This is a genomic window from Sorangium sp. So ce367 (assembly GCF_051520455.1).
Taxonomy (GTDB): Bacteria; Myxococcota_A; Polyangia; order Polyangiales; family Polyangiaceae; genus Sorangium; species Sorangium cellulosum_B.
In genome coordinates this window covers 6,004,368-6,018,055 of the sequence record NZ_CP150334.1, presented here as the reverse complement: position 1 = coordinate 6,018,055, position 13,688 = coordinate 6,004,368, and the positions used below count along the sequence as shown (strand labels likewise).

The 13,688-nt window shown below is 71.4% G+C and carries 10 protein-coding genes; 4 read left to right on the top strand and 6 right to left on the bottom strand.

What is annotated here, in order from left to right; all coding sequences use genetic code 11:
• Window positions 1-52: 52 nt before the first annotated feature.
• Window positions 53-1,423, bottom strand: a complete 1,371-nt coding sequence (locus WME97_RS22895) for a sigma 54-interacting transcriptional regulator (RefSeq protein WP_437554870.1) — start codon at window positions 1,421-1,423, stop codon at window positions 53-55.
• 293 nt (window positions 1,424-1,716) lie between these two features.
• On the opposite strand from WME97_RS22895, the gene WME97_RS22890 reads away from it, so the two are divergent.
• Together WME97_RS22890 and WME97_RS22885 are read left to right on the top strand one after the other, a co-directional pair.
• Window positions 1,717-2,199, top strand: a complete 483-nt coding sequence (locus WME97_RS22890) for a hypothetical protein (RefSeq protein WP_437554869.1) — start codon at window positions 1,717-1,719, stop codon at window positions 2,197-2,199.
• Between the two features lie 78 nt (window positions 2,200-2,277).
• Window positions 2,278-2,937: a hypothetical protein gene (locus tag WME97_RS22885; protein ID WP_437554868.1), complete on the top strand. Its 660-nt coding sequence runs from the start codon at window positions 2,278-2,280 to the stop codon at window positions 2,935-2,937.
• Between the two features lie 182 nt (window positions 2,938-3,119).
• Here WME97_RS22885 and WME97_RS22880 read toward each other — a convergent pair whose 3' ends face one another.
• The 4 genes from WME97_RS22880 to WME97_RS22865 all read right to left on the bottom strand — a co-directional run bounded on the left by WME97_RS22880 (window position 3,120) and on the right by WME97_RS22865 (window position 8,655).
• Window positions 3,120-4,907, bottom strand: a complete 1,788-nt coding sequence (locus WME97_RS22880; protein ID WP_437554867.1) for a hypothetical protein — start codon at window positions 4,905-4,907, stop codon at window positions 3,120-3,122.
• Between the two features lie 399 nt (window positions 4,908-5,306).
• Complete coding sequence (locus WME97_RS22875; protein ID WP_437544988.1) at window positions 5,307-6,581, bottom strand: IS91 family transposase; 1,275 nt, start codon at window positions 6,579-6,581, stop codon at window positions 5,307-5,309.
• Window positions 6,582-6,587: 6 nt separating this feature from the next.
• Complete coding sequence (locus WME97_RS22870) at window positions 6,588-7,451, bottom strand: tyrosine-type recombinase/integrase (RefSeq protein WP_437544987.1); 864 nt, start codon at window positions 7,449-7,451, stop codon at window positions 6,588-6,590.
• Between the two features lie 391 nt (window positions 7,452-7,842).
• Window positions 7,843-8,655: an alpha/beta hydrolase gene (locus WME97_RS22865; RefSeq protein WP_437554866.1), complete on the bottom strand. Its 813-nt coding sequence runs from the start codon at window positions 8,653-8,655 to the stop codon at window positions 7,843-7,845.
• Window positions 8,656-9,192: 537 nt separating this feature from the next.
• Between WME97_RS22865 and WME97_RS22860 the strand changes: the two genes are divergently transcribed.
• Both WME97_RS22860 and WME97_RS22855 read left to right on the top strand, forming a co-directional pair.
• The gene (locus WME97_RS22860) at window positions 9,193-10,893 is read left to right on the top strand and encodes a DUF1592 domain-containing protein (protein WP_437554865.1); all 1,701 of its coding nucleotides are present in this window, start codon (window positions 9,193-9,195) and stop codon (window positions 10,891-10,893) included.
• Entirely contained in the window at window positions 10,890-12,266 is a 1,377-nt protein-coding gene (locus WME97_RS22855; protein ID WP_437554864.1) for a DUF1552 domain-containing protein, read from the top strand. The genes WME97_RS22860 and WME97_RS22855 overlap by 4 nt, the downstream gene beginning before the upstream one ends.
• A gap of 69 nt (window positions 12,267-12,335) precedes the next feature.
• Here WME97_RS22855 and WME97_RS22850 read toward each other — a convergent pair whose 3' ends face one another.
• Entirely contained in the window at window positions 12,336-13,502 is a 1,167-nt protein-coding gene (locus WME97_RS22850) for a S1C family serine protease (protein WP_437554863.1), read from the bottom strand.
• Window positions 13,503-13,688 lie beyond the last annotated feature (186 nt).

The window sequence follows — 13,688 nt, the reverse complement described above, 5'->3', positions numbered from 1 at the left end:
TCCCTCGTATCCGGACCCCGCCGCCCCTGTCCAAGTTTCTGACGCCGCGGCGCTACGCCTCCGGCTCGCGCTCCGGCCCCAGCCCGTGCCGGTGGAGCAGGCGGTACAGGTACCGCCGATCCAGCCCCGCGGCGGCCGCGGCCCGCGAGACCTTGCCGTCGTGGGCGCGGAGCAGCGCCTCGAAATAGCGGCGCTCGAAGTCCGAGAGGACCCGGTCGCGCGCCTCGGCGTACGGCACGCTCGCGTCGACCGGCGGCGGCGCGCTCACCGGCGCGAGCTCGCTCACGGGCGGCGGCGCGCGGAACACGAGGTACTGCTCCACGTAGTTCCTGAGCTCGCGCACGTTGCCCGGCCACGCGGCGCGCGTCATGCGGGCGATCACCCTCGGGTCCCGCAGCGTCGCCGCCTCGTCCGGCGTCGCGTGGAGCGAGGCGAGGAGATCGTCGAGCAGCGCCGGGATGTCCTCCGGGCGCTGCCGGAGGGGCGGCATCGGGATCCGCACGACCGCGATCCGGAAATAGAGATCGGCGCGGAAGCGGCCCGCGTTCACCTCGGCGCGCAGGTCCCGGTGCGTGGCCGCGATGACGCGCACGTCGACCGACCTCGGCGTGTTCGTCCCGAGGCGGCGGATCTCGCGCGCCTCGAGCGCCCGCAGGAGCTTCGGCTGGAGGTCGAGCGGCAGCTCGCCGATCTCGTCGAGGAAGATGGTCCCGCCCGACGCCTCCTCGAAGGCGCCGATCCGCTGCTCGCCCGCGCCGGTGAACGCGCCCTTCACGTGGCCGAAGAGCTCGCTCTCGATGAGGTTCCCATGGATCGCGCCGCAGTCGACGACCACGAACGGCCTGTCCCGCCGCGCGCTCCGCTCGTGGATCGAGCGGGCCGCCTGGCTCTTGCCGGTGCCGGTCTCGCCCTCGAGCAGCACGGTGACGTCGCGCTCGGCGGACCGCGAGAGGAGCGCGAACACCGCCCGCATCGCCGCCGACGCGCCCGAGAGCGTGCCGAACCGCGCCTCCTCCCAGAGCGGCAGGCGGTTGTGCTCCGTGCCGAACTCGAAGCGGGCGACCGTCTTCCCGAGCCGGATGAGGCTGCCGGTGCGCAGCAAGGCCTCGATCACGTGCACCCCGTCCACGACCGTGCCGTTGTGGCTGCGGAGATCGCGGACGCGCGCCCCGGCGTCGTCGATGCGGATCTCGCAGTGAAACCGGGAGACGGTGGCGTCGACGACCACGAGGTCGTTGCCCTCGCTCGACCCGATCGAGCACCGATCGGCGGAGGAGTCCCAGACAGCACCCTTGGCCGGGCCCTCCACGAGCTCGACGCGGAACCGGCGGACCATGCCCGCGCTGTCGTCCGGGCGGGCGCCCGGGTGGGTCAGCGTATCGCCGCCGCTCTGGGCTGCTCTCTTCGGGGGTCCGCTCGCCATGGCGCGACGATACCACGGCGCCGTCGCCCCCCGCGCGGCGGCGCTGTCGCCGCCCAGGCCACGCCGGCGCAGGGGAGTGCGACTGGCGCGCGACAACCGCGCTCCGCGACCGGGCGATCCGCGCGGGACGCGGCTGGCATGCTCGATGCTCAACGGTGACATGTCAGCGGACCAGCGGTCCGTAGACAACGGTCCACGGTCAACGGGCCATGGACGACAACACCTCGAACGCGCGGTGATGGGGCGCATCGCCGGCAGCGCGTCCACCAACAAGCGCCCGAATGGAGAATCCCATGAAGCCCATCGTCAAGCTCTCGATGCTCGCCGTCGCCTCCGCTCTCGCCACGGTCGGCGTGGCGCCGGACGCCTCGGCCAGGAACACCGCCGCATTCATCGGCCGCGCCAGGGACGCCGCCGAGGCCAGCTGCTTCAACGAGAGCTACGGGAGCCTCATCAACGACGGCTTCGTCGGCGGGCAGCGCTGCGGCAACTCGGTCATCATCCTCCCCCTCGTGATGGATCCCGGCCCCTTCAACAACTGGGCGAGGGTCACCGTGACCGCGAAGAAGCCGACTTGGACCACCACGATGAACTGCGCCACGTTCGTCTTCGACAAGGCCACGGGGGGCGGCTGGTCCGGCGGCGGGGTCGACCTCACGACGACCGGGTGGTACGAGAATATCAAGCTGCCGGACACCCCTTATTATCCCGACACCTCGCCGTTCGCCGCCTGCGCGGTCGGTCCGGGCGCGCAGGTGGTCCAGCTCGTTTACTGAGAGGGTCCGCGGCCGCCGTGGGAGCGCTGCGCGCGCTCTCACGGCTCCGGCCCGGCTCGCCATTCGACGGAGGGAGTCATGAAGAGGATCTGGCAGGTTCTTATCGCGCTCGCGGCGGCCGGCGGCGTCGCGGCGCTCGCCGTCGACAGGCGGCGGGACGAGGCGGAGCTGGCGCGCATGCGCGAGGACATGGGCGCGCTCTCGCGCGCCATCGAGGCGACGAAGAGCGGCCCGGCCCTCGCCGGCGCCGCGCCCCGCCCTGAGCGGCGGATCGAGGCCGCCGCGCCGGCCCCCGCGGCTCCGCCGGCGGAAGCGCCCGCGGCACCCGCGCCGGAGCCCCCGGGCGAGGAGAACGAGAGCGCCCCGACGGTCGAGCGGCGCGCGGCCGCGCTCGCCGCGGTGCGCGAGCGCCTGGAGGACACGTTCACGCAGCAGGGGACCGACGCTCGGTGGAGCGCCGAGGCGCGCGAGGCGGCCCGGGAGAAGCTGAGCGCGGCGCTCCCGGACACCTCGTCGCTCCGCTCGATCGAGTGCCGGAGCTCGATGTGCCGTGTCGAGACGGTGCACCAGGACTTCGAGCAATACGAGCAGTTCGTCCGGAGCACCTTCATGAACCCGCAGGAGGCGCTCTGGAGAGGTGGATTCTTCACCCTGCCTGTCAACGACCCACGGGAAGGCGAGCTCGTGACCGTGGCCTACGTCGGTCGCGAAGGCGCGCCCCTCCCAATATCCCTCTAGAGCGACGGTCACCCGCTTCGGATACGGGCCCACCTCGGCGTTTTCGGTGCTCAGCGCACCGGAGTGCGCTTGCGCGCCGAAAACGCCGATCTGGGCCCGTCTCCTGTGCGGGTGACCGCCGCTCTGCTGCGGCTCTGCTTGGTGGAGAGGGGGGGCGGAAACCGCTGTTTTCCCGGAAGAGATCAGAAGAACCCGATCGGGCCCGGCGACCAGGGGAACTCCACCGCCTCGCCGACAGCGGGCGGCGGGACGCGGCGGAGCCTCCCGTCGCGCCACGCCAGGATGACGAGCCCCGGATCCTCGAGCGGCGCACCCAGGTCGACCTCGAGCCGCACGGGCCTCCCGTCCGCGACCTCGGCGACCCGGATCGTGGCGCCGCACTGGCCGACCTCGTAGCCCGCGGCGATCGGGGAGGACGGCGCGCGGTAGAGGGTCTCGAACGCGCCGGTCAGCATCGTCCCGTCGATGCGCCCCAGGGAGAACGAGGACGGGCCTGTGCGCGTGAGGCGGTGCGTGCCCTTGTTCATCGAGAGGATCGACCAGCAGGAGAACGAATCGGGCGACTCCAGGGCGCGGATCGCCTGAGGGTACAAGGACGCCATCGGATCCGAGGCGGCCGCGATGAAGACCCGCTTGCGGGGCGGCGCCTCGATCTCCGCGGTGCGGGCGATGTCCTCGAGCTTGCGCGCGATATCGATGCTCGACGACGTGGCGGCGAGGAACAGGAGCGGCGCGATCCCGAGGTGCACGGCGGCGAGGAACCCGGCGCCGGCGCGGCGGGGCCAGGACGCGGCCCCGGGCGAGGGAGCGCGACGCAGCCCGCGCAGGACGACGACGGCGAGGAGCGGCGCGATCCCGAGGCCCGGCATCAGCAGCAGGCGCGACCCGGGGAAGCCCCCGAGGCTCGTGAAGAACGCGAGGAGCGCCCCGGGGACGAGCCAGCGCAAGGCGGCCCGCTCGCGCTCGGGGACCGCAGGGAGGCAAGCGCGGTAAAGGAGGGCGACGCCCGCGGCCGCCGCGAGCCCGACCGCGATGAAGGGGAGCTTGGGGAGCGGGACGGAGAGATCCGCGGGCACGGCCACGAGGGCGCCGCCGATCAGGATGGGCAGCCGCTCCGCCGCGGCGGCCACGAAGGCGAGGGGGCTGTTGAGCGGGTCGATATACCCGCCGGTGTGCGCGGCGCCGCCGCGGAGCGCCTTGTACGCGGCGAAGTACCCGAGGAGGCCGAGCACCGGGAGCACGCTGGACACCCGGGCGCGAAGGCCATCTGCGCGGCCCGGCGGTACGGGACCGGCGAGCTGATAGGCGATCCAGTACGCCGCCCCGCCGAGCGCCGCCTCGCCGCCCAGGAGCCCGATCCCGAGCCCGAGCGGGCCGAGGTACAGCCCGGGCCGCCACCCTTCCTCGCGGTAACGGAGGTACGCCAGGAGCCCCAGCACCACCGGGAGCGCCGCGAGCAGCATGTGCTGGCACGCGATCCACCCGACCGGGTGAACGTGGTTCCCGCTGATCGCGAAGATCAGCGTGGCGAGCGCCGCGGTCGCGCCCGGGAGCACCCGCAGGAACAGCCTGCCGACGGCGGCGACCAGGGCGACGTAGAGCCCGATCGAGACAAGGTGGTACCCGAGCGGGGTGTCGCCGAAGACCGCGCGCTCCAGCGTGAACAGCGCGCTCGCCAGGGGGCGGACAAGGTGGATCCTGAGCTCCGGATCGGTCCACCACGGCAGCCCGGAGATGGAGACGGCAGCCCGTGTCTCCTCCGGGACGCCGGGGAAGAAGTTGTAGAGATCGTACCAGGGAGGCGAGCCAGGGATCAGCTTCGCGAGGTAGCAGAACAGGATGTAGTCATCGGCATAGAAGGCGATCGCCACCGTGGGCAGCGCCAGGGCGAGCGCGAGGAGCAAGACAGCCGTGAAGAAGCGAGGGTGGCTGAGCCACCGCGCGAAGCGATCGGAAGGATCCGGTTTCATTCGGGCCCACAACGTAGGGTAGGTCGCGCGCGCCGTGTAGAGCCCCTGGAAATGAATAGGCGTTTGCGGGACTGCGCCTGAGCAGCAGCGGCGGCGAGGTCCCGGCGCAGTCCCGCAAACGTCGGGTTGGACCGGGCCGGTTCGCGGCCGGGCGAGGCGGTCGCGAGGCCTATGGAGATCCTGCCCGAGAAGGCCGCAGAAGGCGGGCGCGGCGGGGCTCGCACGCGTGGTGCATCCCGCCGCCACGACGTTGGGCGCAGACGTGCCGAGGCAGAGCGCGGCGCCGATGGAGGCCCAGCAGCACGCACGCCGCCGAGGTGGACGGCGCAGAAGGCGGATCGATGCCTGACCGCCGCGCAACGGAGGTGGTGCTGTCGCTTCTGCCCAGGCCAGCGATGCTCATGACGTGTCCGGAGGGGCGGCGGAAGAGCCGACGACGCACGACGGCAGCGGGCGGCGAGCCATCGCAGCCTGACCGCAGCGAGGACAGATGGACAGGTCGATCCCCGTGAGCTCGGCGAGCAGCGTGCACCAGTCGACCTTGACGACGTGGCGCGCAGAGGGCTCGTTCTCGTAAGAGCTGCCTTCCCGGTGCTCATCTCCCCCGACAGCGCACTGCCCTGCGTCTCGCGCCGCCAGGATCCTCGTGCGTGCCACCTCGAGCGTGGTGGTGGCGTGACACGCGGCCATCAGGCCGAAGTGTCGGATCTTCACGAAGCGATGTGGCAGCACGTGCATCAGGAAGCGACGCAGAAACTCGTCTGCGGAGAGCGTCACGGTCTTGTCTCCGCGGGTCCGGAAGCACACGCCGCGCTCATCCATCCACCGCAGCCGGTGATTGGACAGCCCGACACGGTGGGTATAGCGACCGAGGTAGGCAAAGACCTGCTCGGGCCCAGCGAAGGGCGGCTTGGCGTAGACCACCCAGGGCTTGCGGTAGAGCGCGTCGAGCAGCGCAGCGAAGGCAGCGGGGTTGGCCAGCGCGGCGGCCCCGCCGGTCAGGTCGAGCTCTCCGGCGTCATAGGCCTGCCGAAGCGCGGCGAGCAACTTGCCGCGGAAGAGCTTGCCGAGGACCTGCACAGGGAAGAGGTAGCCGCGCCGCCCCTCGATCCAGCGCGAGCCGTCGGGCGAGAGGCCGCCGCCGGTGACGATGCAGTGCAGGTGCGGATGGAAGCTGAGATTGCGGCTCCAGGTGTGCAGCACGGCGGTGACACCGAGGTCGGCGCCGAGCCGTTTGGGATCGCGGCCGAGCGTGAGCAGGGTCCGCGAGCCGCACTGGAAGAGCAGATCGAAGACCCTCTGCTGGTTGACGAGCGCCAGCGGGCGCAGCTCGGCCGGGAGCGTGAAGACGACGTGGAAGTAGTGCGTCGGCAGGATGCGCTGCTGCCGCTCGGCGATCCACCTGGCCTGGCTGAGGCTCTGGCACTTGGGACAGTGGCGGTTGCGGCAGGAGTTGTACGAGGGCTGCTCGTGGCCGCAGCTCGTGCACACGTCGACATGGCCGCCCAGCACCGCGGTCCTGCACGCAGCGATGTCGCGCAGGACCTTGCGCTGGGCGGTGGAGACGGCGTGGGCGCGCAGGTAGGCCTCGCCGTGGGCGCGGACGATATCCGCGACCTCGAGCCGAGGCCTACCCGTCGCCGTGGGCCGCGGCGCCGGGGGATGCGGGTGCACGCGACCTCAGCCGAGCTTCTTCTTGGCCTCCTGGGTGCCGAGCACCTCGACCGGGCTGCGGGTGCGACCGACGTGAGCCTGGCTGACGCGGACGTAGCGGACGGTGGTGCGGATGGAGCGATGGCCGAGCAGGGCCTGGATGACGCGGATGTCGGTGCCGAGCTCGAGCAGGTGGGTAGCGAAGCTGTGCCGCAGCACGTGCGGGGTGACGCGCTTGTGCAGCTTGCAGCGCCTCGCCGCCTCGCGCAGCGCGTTGCGCACCGCCTCGTGCGAGATGACCGAGCCCTGCTTGCGACCCGGGAACAGCTCCGGTCCAGCGGGTCTCTCCGCCCGCCAGTAGATGCGCAGCGCGGTCAGCACGGGGGCGCTGAGCATCACGTACCGATCACGCCCATGCTTTCCATTGCGGACGTGGATGAGGTTGCGCTTGCTGTCGATGTCCTCGACCCGCAGCGAGCAGACCTCATCGATCCGCAGACCGGCGCCGTACGCCGTCAGTACGATCGTGCGCTGCTTGACCGAGCCGATCGCGTTGAGCAGCGCCTCGACCTCGGTGCCGCTGAGGACCGGCGGCAGCTTCTGGGGTACCTTCGGCCAGGGGATCGCGACAGCGACCTCCGGACGCCCGAGCGTGGTGGCGTAGAGGAACTTGATCGCCGCCACGTACTGGTGCTGCGTCGCCTCCGCGATCTTTCGCTGCTCGGCGAGATAGAGCAAAAACGCGCGCACCTCGTCGAGACCCATCTGCTGCGGCGGCTTGCGGTGATAGGCTACGAAGGCCCGTGCGCAGCGGAGGTAATTGTCGCACGTCGACGGCTTGTATCGCCGCAGCTTCAGGTCTTCGGCCATTCGATCGCGGAGCTGTCCCATCGCTGCCCTCCTGGTGGACGCGGCGCCCGGGCAGGGGCGTCGCGAACGGCAGGGTGGGCAGGGAATGAGGCGGCGGGCGGCCAGTCCTGCGCGGCGCCGGGCTCTTTTTTCGCAATAAATACTGGCAAAAGCCGCGCTGCGGCAGCAATGACTGCCGTGACAACCGCAGCGAAGACAAGGATCCGAGCCGCGGCAGGAAACCGCGGCTCGGTATCCGGAATGCTTAACGGCGCAGGGCCCGCAGCATCTTCTTGAGCCTCACGCCGAGCTCCTGCACCTCGTCAGCATCGCGCTCGCTCGCGGCCGGCACAGGAGCTGCCGCGAAGCGGCTTGGTCCAACAGCGCGTCCGGGCGGGTGAGGGCGAGGCCCGTGGCTATGCCCGGACGGCCGTCAGCGCATCTCGGCGGCGGCGTCGCGGATGAGCTGCAGGAGGTCGCGCCGCATCTCGCCGCTCACCGTGTGGCCGACGCCTGGGTAGCTCACCAGCCTCGCCTTGACGCCGCGCCCCTCGAGCGCCGCGAGCGCGTCGCGCGTCGGGCCGATCGGGACGCGCCGGTCGTCGTCGCCGTGCAGCGCGACGAGCGCTGGAGCCGCCGCGCCTGCGCCGGGCAGCACCGCCGACGGGACCCAGCCGCCCATGGGGAAGGCGGCGCCGACCACGCGCGGGTGGTGAAGGGCGAGCGCAAACGTGAGCGCGCCGCCCTGGGAGAAGCCGGTCACGATGGCCTTTCCCCGCGTCGGTCGCTCGGCGGCGACCCGCTCGATGGTCGCCGCGAGCGCGGCGGCCGCGCGCAAGATGCCCTGTCCCACCTCATCGCTCGCGAGCGCCTGCTGGAGCGGAAACCACGAGTAGCCGCCGCCGTACGGCGTGAGCCCGCGCGGCACGATGAGGCGCACCTTGACGTCGGCGCCCGACAGCAGGCCCGTGAACGACTCGGGCCTGTCGCCGAGCCCATGAATCGCGACGACGAGGGGGAGCGCCTCGCTCCGGTCCGCGCCGCCCGTGATCTCTTCGAGGTACTCGACCGCGGCGGCGGGGACCGCCGCGCTCGCGGCTGGCGCGGCGGGAGGCGCCTGCTGCCCGGTGCCCGCAGCGCCGCCCCCGGGCGGGGCTGCCCGTCGCTCGCACGCGGCGAGCGAGACGAGCGACGCGAGCGCCAGCGCAGACCAGGCGTAGCAGCGGCGGAGGCGAGAGGGGCGCATCGAGGATGATGCTTGCTGAAGGCGCAGCTCGGCAGCAACAGCGAACTTCCCGGCGGCGACACCGCACCGCCTCGGCAGGATTGGCCAGCCATCGAGATCTCCTGCCATGGCCGGCATGCATGGGAGATCACACACACCGAGCAAGGAGAGTTTTGGGTGCTGTTGGATTTGTCTGCTCCAGGGCGATCGTCGCGCACCTGCCCATGGACCAAATTTTTTTTGGGTTGTTAGTAAAGTGTATTTCCTACATAACTGGATCTCGCTGCTTGGCTTAGAGCGAACGAAACCTCTTGTCGCCAGGCAGCCGATGGTCGGCGCGTCGCGTCGTTGCTCCGCGTCGCCCTGCTTCAGCAGGGCGCCTCGTGGCATCCGACGCTGCGCCCGCCGTCGGCTGCCTGGTGCAGTCCGGATTTGTTCGGAGCCTTTCTTCAGGAGAGGTCGGCGACCTCACTGGCTTGTCGATTGACCACCTCGTCGCGGTGGCGGACGAGGTGAGTCTCCTGCGTACACAATCGATCTGCTCATCAGGAGAGCTCGATGATCTCACTGGCTTGTCGATTGACCGCCTTCCCGCGGTGGCGGCGGCTGCTCGGCGCGCAGCTGAGCGTGGCCGCGCTCCTGATCTCGGGGTGTACGGGCGCCGTGGGTGATCCGCGGGAGGGCGACGGGGGTGGCGTCATCCCCGGTGCGCCGACTGGGCCCGAGGTCGCCGAGCGCAGCATGTTTCCGCGGCTGACCCACGCGCAGTGGGAGAACACGGTGCGCGACCTCCTGCACCTCGACGACCGGCCCGGCCTCTCGGCGTCGTTCACGAGCGACCCGCTCGGCGGCGTGTTCGACAACAACGAGGCTGCGCTCCTTGTGACGCCGGGCCTCTGGGGCGATTACCAGCGCGCCGCCGAGGAGCTCGCGGCGATGGTGACCGCCGACCAGGGCAAGCTCGGTCGGATCGCGCTGGCGGATCTGCCGGACGGGCCGGAAGCGCGGGCGCAGGCGTTCGTCGAGCGGTTCGGCGAGCGGGCGTTCCGGCGCCCGCTCACGGACGAGGAGCGGGACGCGTACGTCGCGCTGTTCCACCGCGGCGAGGAGCTCTTCGAGGGCGAAGACCCGTTCGCCGCGGGCGTCCGCGCGGCGCTCGAGGCGTTTCTGCAGTCCCCCCATTTCATCTACCGCGTCGAGATCGGCGCCGGGCCGGCGGAGGGCGGGCTCATCCCGCTCGGCGGACACGAGATCGCGACCAGGCTCGCCTATACCCTGTGGAACACGATGCCCTCCGACGCGCTCCTCGAGGCGGCGAAGGCGGGCGAGCTCTCGACCCGCGAGGCCGTCCGCGCCTACGCCGGGGGGATGCTCGACGACCCGCGCGCCCGCGAGGTTGTCGGCGCGTTCCACCGGCAGCTCTACGACTACGAGCAGTACCACGACCTCAACAAGGATCAGGCGCTCTACCCCGAGTTCGTGCCCGAGATGGGCGACGACATGCAGCGCGAGGCGGAGCTCTTCGTGGATCACGTCGTCTTCGACGAGGAGGGCGGGCTCACCGACCTGCTCACCGCGCGCACCGCGTTCGTGAACGATCACCTCGCCGCGGTCTACGGCGTCGAGGGTGACTTCTCGGACGAGTTCAAGCGCGTGGAGCTCGACGAGGGGGAGCGCTCGGGGCTGCTCACGCGCCTCGGCTTCCTCGCGGCCAAGGCGACGGCGCGGCAGCCGGACTCGATCCACCGCGGCGTCTTCGTGAACCTCAGGATCCTCTGCGCCACGCTGCCGCCGCCGCCCGACGACGCGACCTCGCTGCCGCCGGGCGAGCTCGCGACCAACCGCGAGCGCGTCGAGGCGCACACGGGCAAGGGGACGTGCGGCGCGTCGTGCCACGGGCTGCTCATCAACCCCGCCGGGTTCGCCTTCGAGCACTACGACGCGATCGGCAAGTTCCGCGCGACCGACAACGGCGCGCCCGTCAACTCCGCGGACGTCTACACGCTCGGCGGCCAGCCGAGGAGCTACGCGGATGCGGTCGAGTTCAGCCAGCTCCTCGCCGAGAGCAGCGAGGCGCACGGGTGCTACGCGGAGCGCTGGCTCGAGTTCACCCACGGCCGCGGCGCGCGCGCGGAGGACCGGGCGCTCGTCGAGGAGCTCGGCGAGGCGTCGCGCGGCGGCGCCTCGACCAAGGAGCTCATCGTCCGGATCGTCTCCTCCACTCCCTTCCTCGCTCGCGTTCCCGCGGAGGCGCCATGATCACCCGACGACGTGTGCTTCGAGGCCTGTTCGGCGTCACGGTGGCGCTCCCGTTCCTGGAGACGTTCGCGCCGCGCCGCGCCGCGGCCGGCGAGGGGGACGCGCCGCCCTTCGCGATCTTCATGCGCCAGGCCAACGGCGTCGCGCAGCAGGTCGGCGATGAGCCGGAGATGTTCTGGCCCAGCGCGCCGGGCCCGCTGACCGCGGAGTCGATGGCCGCGGACGCCGATCGGGCGGTCAGCGAGCTCAAGGACTACGCGAGCCAGCTGATCCTGGTGCGCGGCGTCCGCTTCGCGTTCCCGGGCAACGGCTGCGGCCACTCCGGCGGCGGCAACCAGTGCCTGACGGCCGCGCAGGTGTCGGAGGACCCGGCGGGCAACGAGTCGCTGGCGATGGGCGAGTCGATCGACAACCGCATCGCGACCGAGCTCAACCCGGCGGGCGTCGAGCCGCTGACGCTCTACGCAGGCAGGAAGTCCGGTTACATCAACGAGGTGCTCTCGTACCGCGGGCCGAAGCAGCTGCGCGCCGCCGAGCGCGACCCGTACAAGGCGTACCAGAAGCTCTTCGGGCTCGCCGAGGTGGACGCAGCGGCCGCGAAGGCGCTGGCCGCGCGCCGCGCCAGCGTGAACGACCTGGTCCGGGAGCAGATGCAGGCGCTGATGCGCCGGACGGACCTCAGCCAGGGCGACCGCGAGCGGCTGCAGCTCCACTTCGACAGCATCCGCGACCTCGAGGTCGGGCTCGCCTGCGCGCTCCCGCCGGAGCGGGTCGCGGAGATGGAGGCGATCTCCCCGGACGTCGGCAGATCCGAGAACGTGGAGACCGTCGCCCGCATGCAGATGGACATCATCGCGCTCGCGATGGCGTGCGGCGCGACGCGCGCGGCGACCCTGCAGGTCGGCGACGGCAACGACGGGACCGAGTACACGATCCACGGCGTGCGGCAGAAGAGCTACCACAAGATCTCTCACCGCATCGACGGCGACGGCGAAGTCGGCCCGCCGATCGAGGGCGCGCAGGAGCTGCACCACCAGATCGACCGGATCCACGCGCGGATCTTCAAGCACCTGCTCGACAGGCTCTCGTCCTACGATCTCGGCTCGGGGACGCTCCTCGACCGCGGCGTGGCCGTGTGGCTCAACGACAATGCCGACAAGTACCACTCCTACTCGAGGGTCCCGTACATCCTCGCCGGCGGCGCCGCGGGTTACCTGAAGACCGGCCAGTTCATCGACCAGCGGGTCACCAACAACAAGCTGCTCAACACGATCGGCGCGGCCGTCGGCTGCACGAACGGCCAGGGCGGCCCGCTCGATAACTTCGGCGACGAGAGCCTCGAAGGCGGGCTCGTCGATACGATCATCGCCTGAGAGAGGAGCTCGCTCGCAGTGGGCGAGCTCCGCCGACGCCTGGAACTATCGGGGCGGAGACGGGGCGGGTCAGCCGAGGAGCTCGACCGCGACCTCGATGGTGGCCTTCTCTCCGTTGGGGCCGCGGAGCACGTCGACCTTCACCTTGTCGCCCGGCTTCTTGCCGTCGAGCGCCTGGTACAGCCCGTCGTAGTCCGTGACGGGCGTGCCGTCGATCCCCACGATCACGTCGCCCAGGACGATCCCGCGGTCGCCCTCGGAGAGGCCGCGCATGCCCGCCTTGTCGGCGGGGCCGCCCGGGACGACGGTCATGATGATGAGGCCGCGGATGCCGTTGCGACGCTCGAGGCGGCGGGACTGATCGAGCTGGATACCGAGGCCGACCTGCTCGGCCTTCCCGGTCCGGATGATCTGCGGGACGATCCGCGCGATCGTCGTCGACGGCACGGCGAAGCCGATGCCGGCGGAGCTGCCGCTCTTCGAGAAGATCATCGTGTTCATCCCGATGAGGTGCCCGCTCGAGTCGAGCAGCGGGCCGCCGGAGTTGCCGGGGTTGATCGCGGCGTCCGTCTGGATCATGTCGCGGATGGTCACCTCGCCCACGCCCTGGACCTGGCGCCCGAGCGCGCTGATGATGCCGGTCGTCAGCGTGTGATCGAGGCCGAACGGGTTGCCGATCGCGATCGCCTTCTGCCCGACCTCGAGCGGCTCGCGCAGGGGCGCGACCTGGATCGGCTTCAGCATGTCCTTGGGGGCGTCGATCTTGATGACCGCGATGTCCTTGCGCGGCTCGACGCCGACGAGCTTCGCCGGGAACGTCTTCTCCCCCTGGAGCCGCACGACGAGCGACTGCGCGCCGGCCACGACGTGGTAGTTCGTGACGATGTGCCCGTCGGCGTCCCAGACGAAGCCGGAGCCCGAGCCCGCGGGCACCTCGACGGCGGTACCCCAGAAGCGGTCCACCACGAGCCGCTGCTGCGTCACGAACACCGTCGAGGGCGCGACGTCGCGGAACACGGCGATCGAGTTGCGCTCGTCCTCGATGAGCGCGCCCTTCGAGGGCGGGACGGGCGGCGGCGTCGTGTCGATCGTCGCCGACGTCGCCGGCGCGTCGGGGACCTTGGTCGCGTCGGGCGACGGGCCGCTGGGGCCGGGCTTCCCCTTACATCCGACGGAGGCGGCGAGCGCGGCGACGACGAGGACGGCAGGGAGTCGAGCGTGGCTGCGGTGGCGCATGCGGCGCAATCTAGCTTGCGATCGGCAAGGCGTCTCCCCTGCGGCGCGCCGTCGGCCTGCGCGGCGGCGCGGCAGTCTGCCGCGCGCAATGAATGCGCGGAACCGCGCGCGGAACCGATGCGCAGGACGGTCGCGCTCCGGCATCGGCGCGCGTCGGCGCCGGAGCGGATCCTGGGATGCAAAAGG

What these genes read in the sequence shown, in the direction of transcription:
- WME97_RS22865 (WP_437554866.1), bottom strand. Translation starts at nt 8,655, where the DNA reads ATGCGCCCCTCTCGCCTCCGCCGCTGCTACGCCTGGTCTGCGCTGGCG.
- WME97_RS22895 (WP_437554870.1), bottom strand. Translation starts at nt 1,423, where the DNA reads ATGGCGAGCGGACCCCCGAAGAGAGCAGCCCAGAGCGGCGGCGATACG.
- WME97_RS22870 (WP_437544987.1), bottom strand. Translation starts at nt 7,451, where the DNA reads ATGGGACAGCTCCGCGATCGAATGGCCGAAGACCTGAAGCTGCGGCGA.
- WME97_RS22850 (WP_437554863.1), bottom strand. Translation starts at nt 13,502, where the DNA reads ATGCGCCACCGCAGCCACGCTCGACTCCCTGCCGTCCTCGTCGTCGCC.
- WME97_RS22880 (WP_437554867.1), bottom strand. Translation starts at nt 4,907, where the DNA reads ATGAAACCGGATCCTTCCGATCGCTTCGCGCGGTGGCTCAGCCACCCT.
- WME97_RS22860 (WP_437554865.1), top strand. Translation starts at nt 9,193, where the DNA reads ATGATCTCACTGGCTTGTCGATTGACCGCCTTCCCGCGGTGGCGGCGG.
- WME97_RS22890 (WP_437554869.1), top strand. Translation starts at nt 1,717, where the DNA reads ATGAAGCCCATCGTCAAGCTCTCGATGCTCGCCGTCGCCTCCGCTCTC.
- WME97_RS22855 (WP_437554864.1), top strand. Translation starts at nt 10,890, where the DNA reads ATGATCACCCGACGACGTGTGCTTCGAGGCCTGTTCGGCGTCACGGTG.
- WME97_RS22885 (WP_437554868.1), top strand. Translation starts at nt 2,278, where the DNA reads ATGAAGAGGATCTGGCAGGTTCTTATCGCGCTCGCGGCGGCCGGCGGC.